Raw genomic sequence first — 20327 nt, 5'->3', positions numbered from 1 at the left:
ACTAATGGGTCGAGTCTAGGGGCGTGGCGGATAGCGCATCTTGATTTGCGTCAACGGGGAGCGGCGCTATGCCACACGGCCTTTTAGTGGCCCATTAGCCAGTGCTGATGGGGCCCGGGCAAGGTCCAAATCCCGAACAGCATCACCAGCACGCCGCCGGCCGTGCGCACACTGCGCTTGCGCAATAGTGCCGTGACGCGTTCGGCTGCCAGTCCGGTCGCCAGCAGCACTGGCCAAGTACCTAGCCCGAACGCCAGCATCAGCACCGCACTGTCCAGTGCATTGCCTTGGCTGGCGGCCCACAGCAGGGTGCTGTAGACCAACCCGCACGGCAACCAGCCCCACAGCGCGCCCAACAGCAGGGCGCGGGGCAGGCTGGATACCGGCAGTAAACGGTTGGCGAACGGCTGGATGTGCCGCCACAGGCCGCGGCCGAGGCTTTCGATGCGGGTGAGGCCGCTCCACCAGCCGGCCAGGTACAGGCCCATGCTGATCAGCAGCAGGCCGGCCAGCACGCGCATGAACATCGCCGCCGGGCTGTTGGCCACGGCCCAGCCGGCCAGGCCGATCAGCAGGCCGGCGGTGGCATAGCTGAGGATGCGTCCCAGGTTGTACGCGAGCAGCAGGCGGAACCTGCGGCTGCGTTGCTCCTTGGGGATCGCCAGGGTCAGCGCGCCCATCAGGCCGCCGCACATGCCCAGGCAATGGCCGCCCCCCAGCAGGCCAAGGATCAGCGCGGAGACCAGCAGCGGCGCCAAATCAAGCATGGGGCGGATCTTTGGGGGCTGCGGGGGGCTCGGGGCTTTTGGCCTTGTCGATGGCGGCCAGGTGGTTGGGGTCCTGATCGTCGAACAGCACGCTGTGGGCCGGACCATCGAGGTCGTCGTACTGGCCGCTGTCCACTGCCCAAAAAAAGATATAGATGGCGATGGCCACAATCAGCAGCGCCGCTGGAATCATTATGTATAAAGCTGGCATCTGCACTCCATGCCCGTGCGGCTCATACCGGCAGCGGACGGGTTACTGAGGGGGCGCCGACGGCCGGCGCGCTCGGCAGGCGAGTCAGGCGCAGGGCGTTGAGCACCACGGTCAACGAACTGAGGGACATGCCGACCGCCGCCCAGATCGGTGTGATCCAACCGAGGGCCGCAAACGGCAGCATAAGGCCATTGTACAGTCCGGCCCACAGCAGATTCTCCGTGATGACCCGACGGGTGCGGCGCGCCAGGGTAAACGCTTGTACCAGGGCGTCCAGGCGGTTGGACAGCAACACCGCATCCGCGCTGGTTTTTGCCAGGTCGGTGGCCGAGCCCATGGCCACGCTGATATCGGCAGCGGCCAGCACCGGCACATCGTTCACCCCGTCGCCGAGCATCAGCACTTTGCGCCCTTCTTTATGCAATTGTTGCAGCACTCGCAGCTTGTCATCGGGGCGCAGGCCGCCGTGGGCTTCGTCGATGCCCAGTTCGGCGGCGACGCTTTCGACCATCGGCGAACTGTCGCCCGACAGCAGCAGTGTGCGCCAGCCGCGGGCCTTGCAGGCCGCGAGCAGGGCGGGGGCGTCGCTGCGCAGGCGGTCATCCAGGACGAACCAGGCGAGGGCGCCGTCACGGTCGCCCAACAGCAGCCATTGCCCGGCTTCATCCGGCGCGGCAGGGATCGGGCAACTGCTGAGTTCGCACGCATAGCCTGGCTGGCCGATGCGCAGTTGGCGCTCGCCCACCCAGCCTTCCAGACCGAGTCCGGGGGCGCTGAGCACTTCGTCGGCGGCCAGGGGCGCTCGGCCGAAGGCGCGGGCGATCGGGTGTTCGGAGCGATTTTCCAGGGCGGCGGCGAGGCCCAGGCACTGGTCGCTGTTCAACGCGCCCAGGGGGCGGATCGCACGCAGCGCCAGGCGCCCCTCGGTGAGGGTGCCGGTCTTGTCGAAAATCACCGTGTCGATCTGGTTCAGGCCTTCCAGCACATGGCCACGGGTCAGCAGCAGACCGAGTTTGTGCAGGGTGCCGGTGGCGGCGGTCAGGGCGGTCGGCGTGGCCAGCGACAGCGCGCACGGGCAGGTCGCCACGAGCATTGCCAGTACGATCCAGAACGCCCGCGATGCGTCCAACTGCCACCACAACAGGCCGATCAGCACGGCAGCGATCAGCGAGCACAGCAGGAACCACTGCGCGGCGCGATCGGCGATTTGCGCCAGGCGCGGTTTTTCCGCCTGGGCCCGCTCCAGCAGGCGCACGATGGCGGACAGGCGCGTGTCATGGCCCAAGGCGCGGACTTCGACGGTCAGCGCGCCTTCGACGTTGAGGGTGCCGGCCGTTACCGCATCGCCGACTTGACGCGGTTGCGGCAGGTATTCGCCGGTGAGCAGGGATTCATCGATGCTGGACTGGCCGTCGAGGATCACCCCATCTGCCGGCAGCACTGCGCCGGGATGAACCAGCACGCGGTCGCCCAGGGCTAGTTCGGGGAGCAGGATGCGTTCGCTCTGACCTTCAGCATTCAAGCGCAGGCACGAGGCCGGCAGCAGGTTGACCAACTGCGCGGTCGCGGCGGCTGTGCGTTCGCGGGCACGCCGCTCCAGGTAGCGGCCGGTCAGCAGGAACAGCGCGAACATGCCCACCGCGTCGAAATACAGTTCACCCACGCCGGTGATCGCGGTCCAGATCCCTGCGAGGTAAGCCCCGCCAATGGCCAGGGATACCGAGACGTCCATGGTCAGGTGGCGGGTGCGCAGGTCGCGCATGGCGCCCTTGAAAAACGGCGCACAGCTGTAGAACACAATGGGCGTGGTCAGAAACATCGCGACCCAACGCAGGATGACATGCAGCTCCGAGCTCAGGTCGATATTGAATTCCGGCCAGGTGGCCATGGTTGCCATCATCGCCTGGAACCACAGCAAGCCGGCAACGCCGAGTTGGCGCAAGGCCAGGCGGTTTTCGCCGGCCAATTGCTCGGCGGCGCGGTCTGCCTGATAGGGGTGGGCGGCGTAGCCGATATGGCGCAGCTCACTGAGCAGTTGGCTCAACGGCAGTTGTCCGTCGGCCCAGCGCACTTGCAGGCGATGGTTGGACAGGTTCAGGCGCGCCTCGGCCACGGCGGGCAGGCTGCGCAGGTGTTTTTCGATCAGCCAGCCGCAGGCGGCGCAACTGATGCCTTCCATCAGCAGCGTGGCTTCGGCCAGTTCGCCGTCGTGGCGCACGAAGGGTTTTTGCACATCGGCGCGGTCATACAGCGCCAATTCGTCCACCAGTTGCACCGGCAGCGCCTCGGGGTTGGCCGAGGCTTCGCTGCGGTGCTGGTAATAGCTTTCCAACCCGCCCGCCACGATTGCTTCGGCCACTGCCTGGCAGCCCGGGCAGCAGAGTTCGCGGCGCTCGCCGAGGATCACGGCGGTGAAGCGGCTACCGGGTGGAACGGGCAGGGCGCAGTGGTAGCAGGGGGTTGGGGTGGTCATGGCGTTAGATCTTTGGTGGCGGGTAGGGCCTCATCGCGGGCAAGCCCGCTCCCACAGTGGATTGCGGTGTCCATGTGGGAGCGGGCTTGCCCGCGATGTGTGAAGCGCAGCCTGTTTACTTCTTCAGGTCTTCAGCACCCTGCAGCGGTTCATCCCCCAGCAGCAAGTCCTTGTCGTGGCTGATCTGTTCTTCTTCGAACAAGCGCCAGGTCCTGTCGCCTTCCACGCCGAGCAGTTCGACGAAGCGCCGGCCTTCGACCTTGTCGGTGACCTGGCCGATGTAGCGACCGGGTTCGCTGTCGCTGCGGGCCAGGTTGATCTTGCGGTCTTTCTCCGGCTGGGTCGGCGAAATCAGGTTCAGTTCCAGGCTGGCCGGGTTGCTGTAGCCAGTAAGGTGCAGTTCGACTTCGCCGGTCAACTCGTCCAGACGAACCTTGGCACGTAGCTGCAGGGTCTGGGCCAGGCGTTCGCGGTCCAGGGAGCGATTGATGCCTTTGCCTGCCTCGTAATAGTTGTCGTTGACCAGGTTGTCCGGGTTGTTCACTGCAATGGTCACCATGGACAAGGTCAAGGTCACTGAGCAGGCCAGGATTGCGATGATGATCCAGGGCCAGAGGTGCTTGTACCAGGGACTTGCGGCAGTGGCTACGGGCATTGTTCTGCTCTCTCGTTAACGAACTTGTGGGCCGATGAATCGGCTCTTGGCTTCAATATGAACGTTGGTGTCATCGGCATCCTTGAGGATAAACACCACCTCGTTGGTGCTCGACGGCAGTTGTTCCGGCGCGCTCGACAGTTCTACCGGCATGCTGACGATGTCGCCGGCAGCCACTTTGATTTCACGGCGGCCTTGCAGCTTGAGGTCCGGCAGGCCGGCAGCGTCAAGCACGTAAGTGTGGTCGCGCTGATCCTTGTTCATGATCTTCAGGCTGTAGACGTTTTCGATCCGCCCTTCGGCGTTTTCGCGGTACAGCACGCGGTCTTTGCTGACGTCGAAACCCACTAGCGGACGCAGGAAGAATGCTGTGGCCAACAGGCTCATCATTGCCAGCAACACCAGCGCATAGCCGATCAGGCGCGGACGCAGCTTGTGGGTTTTCTGCCCTGACAGGTTGTGTTCGGTGGTGTAGCTGATCAGGCCGCGCGGGTAGTCCATCTTGTCCATGATGTTGTCGCAGGCGTCGATGCACGCGGCACAGCCGATGCACTCGATTTGCAGGCCATCGCGGATGTCGATGCCGGTCGGGCACACCTGTACGCACATCGTGCACTCGATGCAATCGCCCAGGCCTTGGGCCTTATAGTCGCTGCCTTTTTTGCGCGGGCCACGGACTTCGCCGCGGCGCGGGTCGTAGGAGACGATCAGGGTGTCCTTGTCGAACATCACGCTTTGGAAGCGCGCGTAGGGGCACATGTAGATGCACACCTGTTCGCGTAGCCAGCCGGCGTTGCCGTAGGTGGCGAGGGTGAAGAAGCCGACCCAGAAATACGACCAGCCATCGGCTTGGCCAGTGAAGAAGTCAAACACCAGTTCGCGGATCGGTGAGAAGTAACCGACGAAGGTCATGCCGGTGACAAAGCCGATCAGCAGCCACAGCGTGTGCTTGCTGAATTTGCGCAGGAACTTGTTAGCCCCCATCGGCGCCTTGTCCAGCTTGATGCGCTGGTTACGGTCGCCTTCGGTGACTTTTTCGCACCACATGAAGATCCACGTCCACACGCTTTGCGGGCAGGTATACCCGCACCAGATGCGTCCGGCGTACACCGTGATGAAGAACAGGCCAAAGGCCGCGACGATCAGGATGCCCGAGAGGAGGATAAAGTCCTGGGGCCAGAAGGTTGCACCGAAGATAAAGAACTTACGTTCCGGCAGGTTCCACCATACGGCCTGGTGGCCACCCCAGTTCAGCCACACCGTGCCGAAGTAGAGCAGGAACAGACCGGCACCGCCAAGCATGCGCAGGTTGCGGAACAGGCCCGTGAAGGCGCGGGTGTAGATTTTCTCTCGCGACGCGTAGAGGTCGACACCGTTGTTGGCGTTTTTGGCAGGTGGAGTAACGTCTTGTACCGGTATTTGGTTGCTCATCATTGCATCCCACGGCGGTGGAGATTTGCCTCGGCCAGTACGTGCCAGTCGGGGTCAAATGAAGGGTCTTGCAGTGGCGTAATGATACGCCCCCGATCACGCGCAAAGGGTGCGACCTTTGGTCGCGTTGGGGGAAATCAATTGATGGTGTAGGTGACGTGGATCAATTGACTTGTGAAGTATGGACGGTTTTTGCGGGCTCAGTCTTCAAAACACTGACGATCCAATGTGGGAGCAAGCCCCCTCCCACATTGAATCTTCGGTGTTTTCAGGCAACTGCAACAAAAAAGGCCCATCACTTTTCAATGAACGGGCCTTTTTGTTGCTGCTTCGTCTTACTGCTCTTGAGCCTTCTTATCCCCATGGGACAAGCTGTAAACATACGCGGCCAGCAAATGCACCTTGTCGTTCCCTTGCAGTTGCTCCTGCGCAGGCATCTGGCCCTGGCGGCCGTAGCGGATGGTCTGCTGCAGTTGGGCGAAACTTGAACCGTAGATGAACGCACCCGGGTGAGTCAGGTCAGGTGCGCCCATGGCAGGCGTGCCTTTACCGGCCGGGCCGTGGCAGGCCACGCAGTTGGTGGCGAAGAGTTTCCCGCCGTTGGCCACGTCGGCCTTGGCGCCTTCCGGCAGTTTGCGGCCGTCCAGGTTGGTCACCACGAAGCCCGCCACGTCGGCCACGCCTTGTTCGCCGATGACTTCGGCCCAGGCCGGCATCACCGCGTGGCGGCCTTTCATGATGGTTTCCTTGATGGTCGCGGGCTCGCCGCCCCAGCGCCAGTCGGCGTCGGTCAGGTTAGGGAAGCCGTAGGCACCCTTGGCGTCGGAACCGTGGCACACCGAGCAGTTAGAGGCAAACAGACGGCCCCCCATCTTCAGCGCTTGCGGGTCTTTGGCGACGTCTTCAATCGGCATCGCGGCGAATTTGGCGAAGATCGGCCCGAACTTGGCGTCCGACTTGGCCATTTCCTTTTCCCACTCATGCACGCCGGTCCAGCCGGTCTGGCCGTTGGCGAAGGCGGTCTGCTTGTCGTTGTCGAGGTAGTTGTAGCCCGGTAGCAGGCCTTTCCAATTGCCCAGGCCGGGGTACAGCACCAGGTAGCCCAGGGCGAAGACGATGGTGCCGACGAACAGCATGAACCACCATTTCGGCAGTGGGTTGTCGTACTCCTCGATACCGTCGAACGAGTGGCCGACGGTCTCGTCCGTTTGCTCGGCGCGCTGGCCCTTGCGGGTCGACAGCAGCAGCCAGGTCAGGGCGAAAATGGTACCCAGACTGAGGACTGTGACGTACAGACTCCAGAACGTAGTCATTCTTTGTTACTCCTAGAAGCTTGCTCGACGTGCTTGATGGCTTCGGGGTCATCCGCAAAGGGCAGCATGGTTGCGTCGTCAAACTCCGACTTGCGCTTGGGGCTGAATACCCACAAGGCCAGGCCGATAAAGGCCACCATCACCACAACGGTGCCCAGGCCACGAATCATCCCGATATCCATGAAGAATCACCGTTTGCTTTTGATGATGGTGCCAAGGCCTTGTAGGTAGGCCACCAATGCGTCCATTTCGGTCTTGCCCTTCACGGCTGCGGATGCACCGGCGATGTCTTCGTCGGTGTAGGGCACGCCCAGGGTGCGCAAGACTTCCATTTTCTTCGCGGTGTCCTTGCCGTCGAGCTTGTTTTCCACGAGGAACGGGTACGCCGGCATTTTCGATTCCGGCACGACGTTGCGCGGGTTGTACAAGTGCGCGCGTTGCCAGTCATCGGAGTAACGGCCGCCGACACGGGCCAGGTCCGGCCCGGTGCGCTTGGAGCCCCACAGGAACGGGTGGTCCCACACGCTTTCACCGGCTACTGAGTAGTGGCCATAACGTTCGGTTTCGGCGCGGAACGGGCGGATCATCTGCGAGTGGCAGCCGACACAACCGTTGGCGATGTAGATGTCGCGGCCTTCCAGTTCAAGCGCGGTGCGCGGCTTCATGCCTTCGACCGGCTTGTTGGTCACGTCCTGGAAGAACAGCGGAACGATCTGGGTCAGGCCGCCGATACTCACGGCGATAACCATGAAGAAGGCCAGCAGGCCGATATTCTTCTCGATTACTTCATGCTTCATCAGTGGGCTCCCACAACGGCGATCTTGGCGGCGGCTTCGGCTTCTGCAGGGTCGGAGGCACGCACGGTGCGCCAGACGTTGTAGGCCATGAACAGCATGCCGGAGGCAAAGAACGCGCCGCCTATGGCTCGGACGATGTAGCCCGGGTGGCTGGCTTGCAGCGCTTCGACGAAGGAGTAGGTGAGGGTGCCGTCATCGTTGATCGCACGCCACATCAGGCCTTGGGTGATGCCGTTGACCCACATCGAGGCGATGTAGAGCACGGTGCCGATGGTGGCCAGCCAGAAGTGCGTGTTGATCAACACGACGCTGTGCATCTGCGCACGCCCGAAGATTTTCGGGATCATGTGGTACAGCGCGCCGATGGAGATCATCGCTACCCAGCCGAGTGCGCCGGCGTGTACGTGGCCGATGGTCCAGTCGGTGTAGTGGGACAGGGAGTTGACGGTCTTGATCGCCATCATCGGCCCTTCGAAGGTCGACATGCCGTAGAACGCCAGGGACACGACCAGGAAGCGCAGGATCGGGTCGGTGCGCAGCTTATGCCAGGCGCCCGACAGGGTCATCATGCCGTTGATCATGCCGCCCCAACTCGGGGCCAGCAGGATGATCGACATCGCCATGCCCAACGACTGTGCCCAGTCCGGCAGTGCGGTGTAGTGCAAGTGGTGCGGGCCGGCCCAGATGTACAGGGTGATCAACGCCCAGAAGTGCACGATGGACAGGCGATAAGAGTAGATGGGGCGTTCGGCCTGTTTCGGCACGAAGTAGTACATCATCCCCAGGAAACCGGTGGTGAGGAAGAACCCTACAGCGTTGTGGCCGTACCACCACTGGATCATCGCATCCGTCGCCCCGGCGTAGGCCGAATAGGACTTGAACAGGCTGACCGGCAACGACGCATGGTTGACGATGTGCAGCATCGCCGTCACCAGGATGAAGGCACCGTAGAACCAGTTACCCACATAGATGTGCTTGGTCTTGCGCTTGGTGATGGTGCCGAAGAACACCACCGCGTAGGTCACCCACACAATCGCGAGCAAAATGGCGATGGGCCATTCCAGCTCGGCGTATTCCTTGGTGGTGGTGTAGCCCAGCGGCAACGAGATGCCGGCCCCCACGATCACCGCTTGCCATCCCCAGAAGGTGAAGGCGGCGAGGCCGTCGGAGATCAGTCGCGTCTGGCAGGTTCGCTGCACGACATAGTAAGAGGTGGCAAACAGTGCACATCCGCCGAAGGCGAAAATCACCAGGTTAGTGTGCAGCGGGCGTAGGCGGCCGAAGGTCGTCCATGGCAAGCCGAAATTCAATTCCGGCCAAACCAGTTGCGAGGCGATGAAGACCCCGAGCCCCATGCCAAGGATCCCCCAGACCACCGTCATGATGGCGAACTGGCGGACTACCTTATAGTTATAAGCAGTCGGACTGATTGCTGTGCTCATTCTAAGGTTCCACGGTTTAGGTTTTTTTATAGGTAAAAATCGGTCGCAAGTATGTAGAAACCGAGGTGCCATTGCAACGCAAGGGTGACCTGTGTCAATACGTTCCACGCCAGATTCTGCGCCCTTTCCATGTTTGATGTAAGGACAAAATCCGAAATCAAAAGCTGATCGATCGGACAGGAATTTTTTCGGGGCACGCCGGCGGATGACTGGCTGTGTGTCAACACGCGGCGCAGGTGATGAGTGGTCAGTAGCACGACAGCCGGTCACTGCCTGCCTTTGCGCGTGTCATCCCTGCAGAAGCGTTCAACCCATTGAGTGCAAGTCGACCGTCGACCGGTCCGTACCGATCCACTGTGCAGACAAGCGTAGACCCGAATGGCAGGAGGGGAAAGCAGTGCTTTGGAAGGGTGCGACACTTGGTCGCGTAGAAGGGTAGAGCTACCGCCCCTGGATCAGGGGCGGCAGTTCAGGGGTGAAGCGTTACTGTGCCTGGCGTTGCGGCGTTGCGCCGTCAGCGTTGTGGGACAGGCTGTAAACATAAGCGGCCAGCAGGTGAACCTTGTCATTGCCTTGCAGCACTTCCTGCGCCGGCATCTGGCCTTGGCGGCCGTGGCGAATGGTTTGCTGCAACTGCGCCAGGCTGGTGCCGTAGATAAAGCCGCTTGGCTCGGTCAGGTTCGGCGCGCCCATGGCTTCGGTGCCGTGGCCTTGCGGACCGTGGCAGGCCACGCAAGTGGTGTTGAACGTGGCTTGGCCGGCGACCAGGTCGGCGCCGCTGTCGGCTGGCAGTGGCAGCTTGGCCAGGTCGTGACGCACATAGGCCGCGACGTTTTTCACACCGTCCTCGCCCAGTACTTCGCCCCAGGCCGGCATCGCCGCATGGCGACCGCCCATGATGGTGGTCTTGATCGCGTCGGCGGAACCGCCCCAGCGCCAGATATTGTCCGCCAGGTTCGGGAAGCCATACGCGCCCTTGGCATCCGAGCCGTGGCACACCGCGCAGTTGGAGGCAAACAGGCGACCGCCCATTTTCAGCGCTTGCGGGTCTTTGGCGACTTCTTCCACCGGCATGGCCGAGAATTTAGCGAAGATCGGCCCGAACTTGGCGTCGGCCTTGGCCATTTCCTTGTCCCATTCCTTGGCCGAGGTCCAGCCGCCTTCATAGCCCGGCAGGACGCCTTTCCAGTTGCCCAGGCCCGGGTAGAGGATCAAGTAGCCGACGGCAAATACCAGCGTGCCGGCGAACAGCATGAACCACCACTGGGGCAGCGGGTTGTCGTATTCCTCAATGCCATCGAAGGCGTGGCCCATGGTCTGGTCGACACTGCCCTTGGTCTCGCCCTTGCGGGTGCCGAACAACAGCCAGGTCAGGCCGATCAGGCTGCCGAGGGTCAGTACGCAGATCCATGTACTCCAGAAGGTAGTCATGGCCGATTGCTCCTTGTTGCAGGCGCTTCTTGAGCGTCGGATGGGGTGGCGGTGGGTTCGTCGGCAAACGGCAGCAGGCGTGCCTGCTCGAATTCCGCATTGCGTCGGTTGTTGAATACCCACAGCGAGAGGCCGATAAAGGCGATGGCGACGACTAGTGTGCCGAGGCCGCGGATGGTGCCCGCATCGAATTCAAATCCCATGGCTCACCTCTTGCTCTTGATGGCGGTGCCGAGGACTTGCAGGTACGAAACCAGCGCGTCGATCTCGGTCTTGCCCTTGAGGCTGGCCACTGCACCGCTGATGTCTTCGTCGGTGTAAGGCACGCCGAGGGTACGCATCACTTTGAGCTTGGTCACGGTATCGCTGCTGTCGAGCGGCGCCGTCACCAGCCATGGGTAGGCCGGCATTTTCGACTCAGGCACTACGTTGCGCGGGTTGTACAAGTGCGCGCGGTGCCAGTCGTCCGAGTAGCGTGCGCCGACGCGAGCCAGGTCTGGCCCGGTACGCTTGGAGCCCCACAGGAACGGATGGTCCCATACGCTTTCGCCCGCGACCGAGTAGTGGCCGTAGCGCTCGGTCTCGGCGCGGAACGGACGGATCATCTGCGAGTGGCACTGTACGCAACCTTCGCGGATGTAGATGTCGCGGCCTTCCAGTTGCAGCGCGGTGTAGGGCTTCATGCCTTCCACCGGTTTGTTGGTCACGTCCTGGAAGAACAGCGGGACGATCTGGGTCAGGCCGCCGATGCTCACGGCAAGCACCATCAGCAGCATCAGCAGACCGACGTTCTTTTCAATCGTTTCGTGTTTCATCACTGACTCCTCAGGCCGTCTGCGCGGCAGGGGTGGCTTCGACAGGTTGTGCCGAGCGCACGGTGCGCCATGTGTTGTAAGCCATCAGCAACATGCCGCTGAGGAACACCGCACCGCCTACCAGTCGCACGACGTAGCCCGGGTGGCTGGCTTGCAGCGCTTCGACAAAGGAGTAGGTGAGGGTGCCGTCATCGTTGATCGCACGCCACATAAGGCCCTGGGCGATGCCGTTGACCCACATCGAGGCGATGTAGAGCACGGTGCCGATGGTGGCCAGCCAGAAGTGCGCGTTGATCAGGCCGACGCTGAACATCCGCTCGCGCCCAAACACTTTCGGGATCATGTGGTACAGCGCGCCGATGGAGATCATCGCTACCCAACCGAGTGCGCCGGCGTGTACGTGGCCGATGGTCCAGTCGGTGTAGTGGGACAGCGAGTTGACGGTCTTGATGGCCATCATTGGCCCTTCGAACGTCGACATGCCGTAGAACGCCAGCGAGACGACCAGGAAGCGCAGGATCGGGTCGCTGCGCAACTTATGCCAGGCACCCGAGAGGGTCATCATGCCGTTGATCATGCCGCCCCAGCTTGGCGCCAGCAGCACCAGGGACATCACCATGCCCAACGACTGTGCCCAGTCTGGCAGAGCGGTGTAGTGCAGGTGGTGCGGACCGGCCCAGATGTACAGGGTGATCAGTGCCCAGAAGTGGACGATCGACAGGCGATAGGAATACACCGGACGTTCGGCTTGCTTGGGTACGAAGTAGTACATCATCCCGAGGAAGCCGGCAGTCAGGAAGAAGCCTACTGCGTTATGCCCATACCACCACTGCACCATGGCATCCGTCGCACCGCCGTACAGCGAGTAGGACTTGGTCAGACTGACCGGGATTTCCAGGTTGTTGACGATATGCAAGATGGCCACGGTGATGATGAACGCACCGAAGAACCAGTTGCCGACGTAGATGTGCTTGGTGTTGCGCTTGGCCACAGTGCCGAAAAACACAATGGCATAAGCCACCCAGACAATCGTGATCAGGATGTCGATCGGCCATTCCAGCTCGGCGTATTCCTTGGAGCTGGTGTAACCCAGCGGCAAGGTGATCGCTGCCAGGACAATGACCAGTTGCCAGCCCCAAAAGCAGAACTGAGCGACTTTTGGCGCGAACAGCTGGGTCTGGCAGGTGCGCTGTACCGAGTAGAAGGAGCTGGCAAACAGCGCACAACCCCCGAAGGCGAAGATCACCGCGTTGGTGTGCAGCGGGCGCAAGCGGCCGAAGCTGGTCCAAGGCAAGTCAAAGTTGAGTGCAGGCCACACCAATTGGGCCGCGAGAAAAACCCCGAGCCCCATGCCGACGATGCCCCACACCACCGTCATAATGGCGAATTGGCGGACCACCTTGTAGTTATAGGCGGTACTTAAAGTAGTGTTCATGGTTCCCCATCCACGGTTCAACCCAAGCAGATGCGACACTTGGGCTGGAGTTATAGGCAGACTAAAAAGCGAGGTAAGCATGGGCAAAGAGCACAAGGCCAGTATTGACGGGGATCAATGGGCACGGTGTGTGCAGGAACATGGTTGGCGATGGGATGTTGCCTCGGGCGCTCCCACGCATACGCCGGTGACGCTGATCCTGGCGCACGGCGCCGGCGCGCCGATGGACTCATCCTTCATGGACGACATGGCTGCGCGCCTTGCCGGGCAGGGTGTAAGCGTCTTGCGTTTCGAGTTTCCCTACATGGCCCAGCGCCGCGTGGATGGCGGCAAGCGCCCGCCCAACCCGGCGCCGAAACTGCTGCAGAGCTGGCGCGAGGTCTATACCGAGGTGCGACGCCATGTCGCTGGGAAACTGGTCATTGGTGGCAAGTCCATGGGCGGGCGCATGGCCAGTTTGCTCGCCGATGAATTGGGTGCCGATGGGCTGGTGTGCCTGGGCTATCCGTTCTATGCGGTGGGCAAGCCGCAAAAGCCGCGAGTCGCACATTTGGCCGGGTTGAAGACGCCGACATTGATTGTGCAGGGCGAGCGCGATGCGTTGGGCAATCGAGCGGCGGTGCAGGGGTATGACTTGTCGCCGAGCATCGAGGTGATGTGGCTGGCGGCGGGGGATCATGATTTGAAGCCGTTGAAGGCGTCGGGGTGCAGTCATGAGCAGCATTTGGAGGCTGCGGCGGTGCAAGTGGCTCAGTTTCTCGGCGCTTGTTAGGGCCCTATCGGGGGCAAGTCGAATCGTCGCACCGCCCCTCCCACATTTAACCGCGTACACCCCTTGGAATGCAGTCGAATGTGGGAGGGGCGGTGCGACGATTCGACTTGCCCCCGATAGCGGTTTAGCGGTTAAAACGCTCAACCAGCGAATACTGGGTATGCGCCGTGTGCGTCAACTCTTCACTCAACTGCGCCGAGTTCAACGCCTGTTCCGACGTCTGATCGGCCAGTAGCGCGATGGTGCTGATATTGCGGCTGATCTCTTCGGCAACCGAGCTTTGCTCTTCCGTGGCGGCGGCGATTTGGGTGGTCATGTCGGTGATGTTGGCCACCGCTTCGCTGATGCCCACCAGCGCCTGATCCGCCTCCATCACCCGCGCTACGCCTTCTTCGGCCTGGCGATGCCCGGCGTCCATGGTTTGTACGGCAGCGGCAGCGGTTTGCTGCAGCTTGGCGATCAGGGTATGGATCTGCCCGGTCGATTCAGCCGTGCGTTGCGCCAGTTGGCGGACTTCGTCGGCAACCACCGCAAAACCACGGCCCATCTCACCGGCACGCGCGGCTTCGATCGCGGCGTTCAAGGCCAGCAGGTTGGTCTGGTCGGCAATGCCTTTGATCACGTCGACCACGCCGCCGATTTCATCGCTGTCCTTGGCCAGTTGGGTGACGGTCACGCCGGTCTCGCCAACCGCGACCGACAGCCGCTGAATCGCCGCGCGGGTTTCCCCGGCGATATCGCGGCCGCGCCCGGTGAGGCGATTGGCTTCCTGGGTGGCATCGGCCGTGCGCTGCACATGGCTGGCGACTTCCTGGGTCGTCGCCGCCATCTGGTTGACTGCGGTGGCCACCTGTTCGGTTTCCACGCGCTGGCGTTCCAGGCCGCTGGAGCTGTTGTGCGCCAAGGTGTTGGACTGCGCCGCCTGCTCGTTGAGGTGTTCGGCGGTGTCCTGCAAGCGCGTGAGACAGGTCTTCAGACGTGCCTCCTGGCTGAGGATCGACATTTCCAGGCGTGCCTGGGCGCCACGGCTGTCGGTGTACATCTGCGCGATCAACGGATCGGAGGTGGTCTGTTCGGCCAGGCGCAGCAAACGCTTGAGGCCGCGCTGTTGCCAGCTCAGGCCCAGTAGGCCCAACGGCACCGACAACCCCGCCGCGAGGGCAAAGCCCCAGTGGGAGTTGAGCGACGCGCCAATCATGAAGCTCAACTGGCTGACCAGGATAAACGGCAGCCAGTCCTGCAGCACCGGCAGCCACTTGTCCCGTTTGGGAATGGCGGACTTGCCCTGATTGATGCGTTGGTAGAGCGCTTCGGCCCGGCGGATCTGCTCGGCGGTGGGCTTGACGCGCACCGATTCATAGCCGACCACTTGGTTGCCGTCAAACATCGGCGTCACATAGGCGTTAACCCAGTAGTGATCGCCGGTCTTGCAGCGGTTCTTGACGATGCCCATCCATGGCAAGCCTTGCTTGAGCGTGGACCACATGTGTGCGAACACAGCCCCCGGAACGTCCGGGTGGCGAACCAGGTTGTGCGGGGCGCGCACCAGTTCGTCGCGGGAGAAACCACTGATTTCGACGAAAGCGTCGTTGCAGTAAGTGATGACACCCTTGGCATCTGTGGTGGAGATCAACCGTTGCTGAGCGGGGAAGGTCCGTTCGCGCTGGGTAACGGGTTGGTTATTACGCATGGTTATTCAATCCGCGAGGCTTTCAATGGGTATCGGCGATGGCGATCATATATTTAACTTATTTTTGCAATAATCAGCCGGCGAGCATTGGGTAGGAAAACAGTCCGAAATGCAGAAAATTAAGGCCGAAATGCGTGGCAATCGCCGCGCCCAGGCCGCCAAAACGATAAGCAAGGCCATAACCGACGCCAGCGATGCTGGCCAGCAGCACCCACTGCCAGCCCGCGCCCAGGTGTACAAGGCCGAATAGCAGAGCGGCCAGCAGCAATGCGAGGTTTTCGCCGTAGGGCAAGTGTTTGAAGCGTCGGCTCAGGCCGCCCTGAATGTAGCCGCGCAACAGCGCTTCTTCCACTAACGTCACCAACAACAGGTTATTAAGCACCCACAACCACGCCTGGTCCGGCCACTTCGGCGCCCAACTGATGACGCCCAGCAACGCCGCGCCACCCAGTGCCACTATGGCTGTCAGAGTCAACGCCAAGGCGGTGACGCAGATCGACAGTCGCAATGAGCGCCGCGCCACAATCCACGGGCAGGCCAGCAGCAGCCAGAAGCCGATCAGCGGTTTGTCCTGGTTGAGGTACATCGAGAAGGGCACGGCATCGGCGGTGAAACGCTGGGGCGCGATACCGCGCCCGTTGTCGAACCCCGGCAGCCAGTGCATTGCAAGGCCCAAGGCCAATACGATGAACAACCCGTTGCCGACGTAACGCCCCCATGCGGTCCGTTGCTGGCGTACCGCATACCCGGCGATCAGCAGCAGGGCCACGGAGATTGCCGCCAGCACCCCCAGTTGGCCGTAGACCAACGCCATGACATAGCCGATGGATAGGAGAGCGAGGTACAGCCAGGGCAAAGCGGCCATGTGAAATCCTTGGAAAAAACCGGGCGGTAGTATAGCGGGCGGCCTGCGCGGCCAAAATGAAAAAGCCATCACGCGAAAGCGGTTCTGCTGGAGCGATTGCAAAATATGTCGGCGGCTGGTTATAGTCGTCGCGCTTTCATCTCCTCAAAAGATCAGCCCATGCCTGCATTCCTGTGCATAGCGGTAGTCGATTCAGCGTCCAGCGCTGTGGTCGTGCCGTGCGGGAATCAGCAGCCTGCGCAGATCAGTCACTACCCCCCTCCACCTGTCAGTAGCACGCCGGTGTACGCAGTCGTATCACCGCCGGGTGTTGGCATTTCGGGCTGATCAGCTGATTGCTGTTCCCGTATGCCCGCCTGAAAAAAACCTACTGAGCTAAACCCACGCGCTTTAGCTTTTGCTGAATCGGCTTTTTGCCTGATTACAGGTGGTAACCATGTCTGTTATTTCGAAACAATCCGTGGCCGCGGCGGCTTCGACGAGCCTGTTTGTATTGCTGTGGAGCAGCGGGGCGATTTTCTCCAAGTTGGGCCTGGCCCATGCGTCGCCCTTCGCCTTTTTGCTGATCCGTTTTGCCATCGCCCTTGCGGGGTTGGTGATTTTGGTACCGATCCTCAAGCTCAAACTGCCGCAACCCGGCAAGCCGCTGCTGTATGCGGCGACCACGGGGCTGGTGTTGTTGGGGGCGTACCAGATTTTCTATCTGCTGGCCCTGGACCTCAAAGTCACCCCAGGGGTGATGGCAACCATCATGGGGGTGCAGCCGATTCTCACCGTGGTGCTGATGGAGCGCCAACGCTCCTGGCGCCGGATGTTCGGCCTGGGGTTGGGGTTGGTGGGGCTGATCATGGTGGTCTACCAAGGCATCGGGCTGTCGGGGATGTCCCTGGCCGGGATGCTCTTCGGTTTGTTGGCCCTGGCAAGCATGACCTTCGGCTCAATCATGCAGAAGCGCATCACCGACAACCCGTTGGGCACGCTACCCGTGCAGTACCTGGCAGGGCTGCTGCTGTGCTCGGTGTTTGTGCCGTTCCAGCCGTTCCACTTTGAGCACAACGCCAGCTTTTACCTGCCGGTGCTGTGGATGGGCCTGGTGGTGTCGCTGCTGGCGACGCTGTTGCTGTACCGCCTGATCGCCCGGGGCAATTTGGTCAATGTCACCAGCCTGTTCTACTTGGTGCCTGCGGTGACAGCGGTGATGGATTACCTGATCTTCGGCAACCGGCTCGCGTTATTGAGCCTGCTGGGGATGGGGTTGATCATCATGGGTCTGGTGTTTGTATTCCGTAAAAGCTGACGTCTGAACACGCTGTAGGGGCAAGGCGCCCCTACAGCGCTTTGGCCAATGTCCCCGGCCGCAACACCAACCATAACGCCCCCGCAATCAACACCCCGCCATACAGATGCGCCATCGACAATGGCTCATCCAACAGCAACGCTCCCCACAGTACCCCGAACGGCGGAATCAGGAAGGTGGTGGTCATCGACTTCACCGGGCCAATCGCCGTCAGCAGGCGAAAGTACAGGACGTAGGCAAACGCCGTACACATCAGCCCCAACCCCAGCAGCGACAACCACACGTGCCAGCCGCCCCAGCTTGCCGGCGGATGGCGGATGGCGCTGTAGGCAAACAGCGGCAGCAGGAACAAGGTCGCGCCGAGCATGCTGCCCAGGGCCGCGAGCCGACTGTCGAGCCCGCCGCGCTGATCCAGCCAGCGCCGCGCGAGAAAACCGGCGAAGCCATAGCAAGTGGTGGCCAACAGGCAGGCCAACGCGCCCATCAACAATTCCAGGTCAAATGCCACTGGCCCGGCGCGGGTCAGTACGCCCACGCCAAACAGGCCCAGGCACACCCCGCCGACTTTCGATGGCGTCAGGCGTTCGCTGAAAAACAATCCGCCAATCAGCACGCCCATTAACGGCGTGGTGGCATTGAAGATCGCCGAGTAACCCGCCGGCAACACCTGGGCGGCCACGGAGTACAGGGTCGCGGGTATGCCGGAGTTGATCACGCCCAGCAGCAGGATGGTCTTGAACTTGCCCTGAAAGTCCCAGTTCACGCGCATCACCGCCAGCATCACCAGCAAGCCGGCGGCGGCAATCGACACGCGAAAAAACGCGGTCGGCAGCGTGCCGATTTCCGGCGCGATAATGCGCATGAACAGGAAACTCGCGCCCCAGATCGCGGCCAGCCCCAGCAGGTACAGGGTGTCGACAGGTCTCACAGAAAACTCCTACATCAAGAAGGCGGCGAGTGTTGCCCAGCGACTGGCTCGACACAATCACTGATTACAGGACAACCCGCATCACCGCGCGGTGCTGGCCGATATGCGCATTGGCCGCGGTGAGTGTTCTCAATAACGCGCATAAATCTGCGAAATGAACGAAAGTCCACAAACAAGCATGCTAAATGACTGCTTCTCCTGGCTCCCTTGACTGGCTAAGCTCTGGGCTTCCAGATGCCCGTTCGAGGTTTCCCGCATGTCGCAGCGCACACCCGCCCTCGCTATCGCCCAGATGATCCTCGATGGCTTCGACGATTACCGCGAGCACTTCCGCCAGATCACCGATGGAGCCCGTGAACGTTTCGAAAAGGCCCAGTGGCAGCAGGGCCAGGCAGCCTCGGCGGCGCGTATCAACCTGTATGAGGAGAAAGTCAGCGAAGTGACGAACCGCCTGCAGGCGAGTTTCGATGACGCTACGCTGCAGGCCATTGATGCCTGGCCCTTGGTCAAAAGCGCCTACATCGGCCTGATCGACCTGCGCTTTGACGATGAGCTGTCCGAGACCTGGTACAACTCGATCTTCTGCAGCCTGTTCAGCCATGACCTGATCACCGACGGCTGCATGTTTGTCCATACCACTCGGCCGAGCCTGCGCCGGGCGAGGGCGGCGCAAACGCGGATCTACACGCCTGTCGGGAAGATCTCCGACATGCTGGCGCAGATTTTCGCGGATTACAGCTTCAGCGAGCCCTACGCGGATTTGCCGGCCGACCTGTGCCGCCTCGAAGTGCAATTGCGCGAGAACCTGCCGGACTGGGTGTGCAAGGACCCTGAGCTGAAGGTCGAGCTGTTTTCCTCGGTGCTCTACCGCAACAAGGGCGCCTACGTTGTCGGACGCATCTACACCCGCGACGAGCAGTGGCCGCTGGTAATCCCGTTGCTGCACCGCGAAGGGCAGGGTATCCAGATCGACGCGCTGATTACCGACGAAGCCGATGTGTCGATCATTTTTTCCTTCACCCGCTCCTACTTCATGGTCGACGTGCCGGTGCCGGCGGAGTTCATCGGCTTCCTCAAGCGCATCCTGCCGGGCAAGCACATTGCCGAGCTGTACACCTCGATCGGCTTCTACAAGCACGGCAAGTCGGAATTCTATCGCGCCCTGATCAACCACCTGGCCACCACCGACGATCAGTTCATCATGGCTCCCGGTATACGCGGCATGGTCATGAGCGTGTTTACGTTGCCGGGCTTCAACACGGTGTTCAAGATCATCAAGGACCGCTTCTCGCCGTCGAAAAACGTCAGCCGCGCCACCGTGATCGAGAAGTACCGCCTGGTCAAAAGTGTCGACCGCGTCGGGCGCATGGCCGATACCCAGGAGTTCGCTGATTTTCGCTTTCCGTTGAGCAAGTTCGAACCCGAGTGCCTGGCCGAATTGCTCGAAGTGGCGGCCGGCACGGTTCAAGTCGAAGGCGACAGCGTGCTGATCCGCCACTGCTGGACCGAACGGCGCATGACCCCGCTCAACCTCTACCTTGAGAACGCCAACCCCGCCCAGGAACGCGAAGCCTTGGAAGACTATGGCCTGGCGATCAAGCAACTGGCGGCGGCGAACATTTTCCCCGGCGACATGTTGCTGAAGAACTTCGGCGTCACCCGCCACGGCCGCGTGGTGTTCTACGACTACGACGAGATCTGCTACCTCACCGAAGCCAACTTCCGCCACATCCCCGCACCCCGCACGCCAGAGGATGAAATGGCTTCGGAGCCCTGGTACTCCATCGGCCCGCTGGATGTGTTCCCCGAAGAGTTCCCACCGTTCCTGTTCGCCGACGCCGGCCAGCGCAAGTTGTTCGATAAGCTGCACGGCGAGTTGTACAACGCCGACTATTGGAAGGGCCTGCAGGACGCGATTCGTGCTGGAAAGGTGATCGATGTGTTTCCGTATCGGCGCAAGGAGCGCGATAACGAATGAGGGGCGCGCGTGCCGGCGGTTTTCTGC

19 protein-coding genes are annotated in these 20327 nt (G+C 61.6%); 3 read left to right on the top strand and 16 right to left on the bottom strand.

Annotation, left to right across the window (positions count from 1 at the left end; all coding sequences use genetic code 11):
• Window positions 1–83 precede the first annotated feature (83 nt).
• From P3S72_RS22600 to ccoN (P3S72_RS22540), 13 genes are all read right to left on the bottom strand, one after another.
• Window positions 84–767: a sulfite exporter TauE/SafE family protein gene (locus P3S72_RS22600; RefSeq protein ID WP_276194301.1), complete on the bottom strand. Its 684-nt coding sequence runs from the start codon at window positions 765–767 to the stop codon at window positions 84–86.
• On the bottom strand, window positions 760–978 hold the full coding sequence (ccoS, locus tag P3S72_RS22595) for a cbb3-type cytochrome oxidase assembly protein CcoS (protein WP_276194300.1): 219 nt from the start codon (window positions 976–978) through the stop codon (window positions 760–762). Before ccoS ends, P3S72_RS22600 begins: the two co-directional genes overlap by 8 nt.
• Window positions 979–1000: 22 nt before the next feature.
• On the bottom strand, window positions 1001–3451 hold the full coding sequence (locus P3S72_RS22590) for a heavy metal translocating P-type ATPase (protein WP_276194299.1): 2451 nt from the start codon (window positions 3449–3451) through the stop codon (window positions 1001–1003).
• Between the two features lie 115 nt (window positions 3452–3566).
• Window positions 3567–4106 (bottom strand): FixH family protein, encoded by a 540-nt coding sequence (locus P3S72_RS22585; protein WP_276194298.1) that lies wholly within the window; start codon window positions 4104–4106, stop codon window positions 3567–3569.
• Between the two features lie 15 nt (window positions 4107–4121).
• Window positions 4122–5537, bottom strand: coding sequence for a cytochrome c oxidase accessory protein CcoG (gene ccoG / locus P3S72_RS22580; RefSeq protein ID WP_276194296.1), 1416 nt, complete (start codon window positions 5535–5537; stop codon window positions 4122–4124).
• 335 nt (window positions 5538–5872) lie between these two features.
• Window positions 5873–6850, bottom strand: coding sequence for a cytochrome-c oxidase, cbb3-type subunit III (gene ccoP, locus P3S72_RS22575; protein ID WP_276194295.1), 978 nt, complete (start codon window positions 6848–6850; stop codon window positions 5873–5875).
• Complete coding sequence (locus P3S72_RS22570; protein WP_016775513.1) at window positions 6847–7032, bottom strand: CcoQ/FixQ family Cbb3-type cytochrome c oxidase assembly chaperone; 186 nt, start codon at window positions 7030–7032, stop codon at window positions 6847–6849. Before P3S72_RS22570 ends, ccoP (P3S72_RS22575) begins: the two co-directional genes overlap by 4 nt.
• A 6-nt stretch (window positions 7033–7038) precedes the next feature.
• Window positions 7039–7647 carry a cytochrome-c oxidase, cbb3-type subunit II gene (gene ccoO, locus P3S72_RS22565; RefSeq protein WP_247401679.1) on the bottom strand — a complete coding sequence of 203 codons (609 nt, stop codon included), beginning with the start codon at window positions 7645–7647 and terminating at the stop codon, window positions 7039–7041.
• Entirely contained in the window at window positions 7647–9089 is a 1443-nt protein-coding gene (gene ccoN / locus P3S72_RS22560; protein WP_276194294.1) for a cytochrome-c oxidase, cbb3-type subunit I, read from the bottom strand. The genes ccoO (P3S72_RS22565) and ccoN (P3S72_RS22560) overlap by 1 nt, the downstream gene beginning before the upstream one ends.
• 483 nt (window positions 9090–9572) lie before the next feature.
• Window positions 9573–10520, bottom strand: a complete 948-nt coding sequence (ccoP, locus tag P3S72_RS22555) for a cytochrome-c oxidase, cbb3-type subunit III (RefSeq protein ID WP_276194293.1) — start codon at window positions 10518–10520, stop codon at window positions 9573–9575.
• Entirely contained in the window at window positions 10517–10723 is a 207-nt protein-coding gene (locus P3S72_RS22550) for a cbb3-type cytochrome c oxidase subunit 3 (protein WP_017845261.1), read from the bottom strand. Before P3S72_RS22550 ends, ccoP (P3S72_RS22555) begins: the two co-directional genes overlap by 4 nt.
• Window positions 10724–10726: 3 nt before the next feature.
• Window positions 10727–11335 (bottom strand): cytochrome-c oxidase, cbb3-type subunit II, encoded by a 609-nt coding sequence (ccoO, locus tag P3S72_RS22545; protein WP_276194292.1) that lies wholly within the window; start codon window positions 11333–11335, stop codon window positions 10727–10729.
• 10 nt (window positions 11336–11345) lie between these two features.
• Window positions 11346–12770, bottom strand: a complete 1425-nt coding sequence (ccoN, locus tag P3S72_RS22540; protein ID WP_276194291.1) for a cytochrome-c oxidase, cbb3-type subunit I — start codon at window positions 12768–12770, stop codon at window positions 11346–11348.
• Between the two features lie 79 nt (window positions 12771–12849).
• On the opposite strand from ccoN (P3S72_RS22540), the gene P3S72_RS22535 reads away from it, so the two are divergent.
• Entirely contained in the window at window positions 12850–13542 is a 693-nt protein-coding gene (locus tag P3S72_RS22535; protein ID WP_276194290.1) for an alpha/beta family hydrolase, read from the top strand.
• 124 nt (window positions 13543–13666) lie between these two features.
• Here P3S72_RS22535 and P3S72_RS22530 read toward each other — a convergent pair whose 3' ends face one another.
• Both P3S72_RS22530 and P3S72_RS22525 read right to left on the bottom strand, forming a co-directional pair.
• Window positions 13667–15232, bottom strand: a complete 1566-nt coding sequence (locus P3S72_RS22530; protein WP_247401672.1) for a PAS domain-containing methyl-accepting chemotaxis protein — start codon at window positions 15230–15232, stop codon at window positions 13667–13669.
• A gap of 73 nt (window positions 15233–15305) precedes the next feature.
• Window positions 15306–16097, bottom strand: coding sequence for a CPBP family intramembrane glutamic endopeptidase (locus tag P3S72_RS22525; protein ID WP_276194289.1), 792 nt, complete (start codon window positions 16095–16097; stop codon window positions 15306–15308).
• A 436-nt stretch (window positions 16098–16533) separates the two neighbouring features.
• Here P3S72_RS22525 and P3S72_RS22520 point away from each other — a divergent pair, with 436 nt between their 5' ends.
• Window positions 16534–17394: a DMT family transporter gene (locus P3S72_RS22520; RefSeq protein WP_276194288.1), complete on the top strand. Its 861-nt coding sequence runs from the start codon at window positions 16534–16536 to the stop codon at window positions 17392–17394.
• A 31-nt stretch (window positions 17395–17425) separates the two neighbouring features.
• On the opposite strand, the gene P3S72_RS22515 is transcribed toward P3S72_RS22520, so the two are convergent.
• Complete coding sequence (locus tag P3S72_RS22515; protein ID WP_247401669.1) at window positions 17426–18322, bottom strand: DMT family transporter; 897 nt, start codon at window positions 18320–18322, stop codon at window positions 17426–17428.
• Between the two features lie 256 nt (window positions 18323–18578).
• Here P3S72_RS22515 and aceK point away from each other — a divergent pair, with 256 nt between their 5' ends.
• Window positions 18579–20300: a bifunctional isocitrate dehydrogenase kinase/phosphatase gene (aceK, locus tag P3S72_RS22510; RefSeq protein WP_276194287.1), complete on the top strand. Its 1722-nt coding sequence runs from the start codon at window positions 18579–18581 to the stop codon at window positions 20298–20300.
• Window positions 20301–20327: the final 27 nt, after the last annotated feature.

The organism is Pseudomonas sp. D3, from assembly GCF_029320995.1.
GTDB classification, from domain to species: Bacteria; Pseudomonadota; Gammaproteobacteria; order Pseudomonadales; family Pseudomonadaceae; genus Aquipseudomonas; species Aquipseudomonas paraveronii.
Note: the sequence above shows the minus strand (reverse complement) of the source record. Positions and strands in the feature narration are given on the sequence as shown.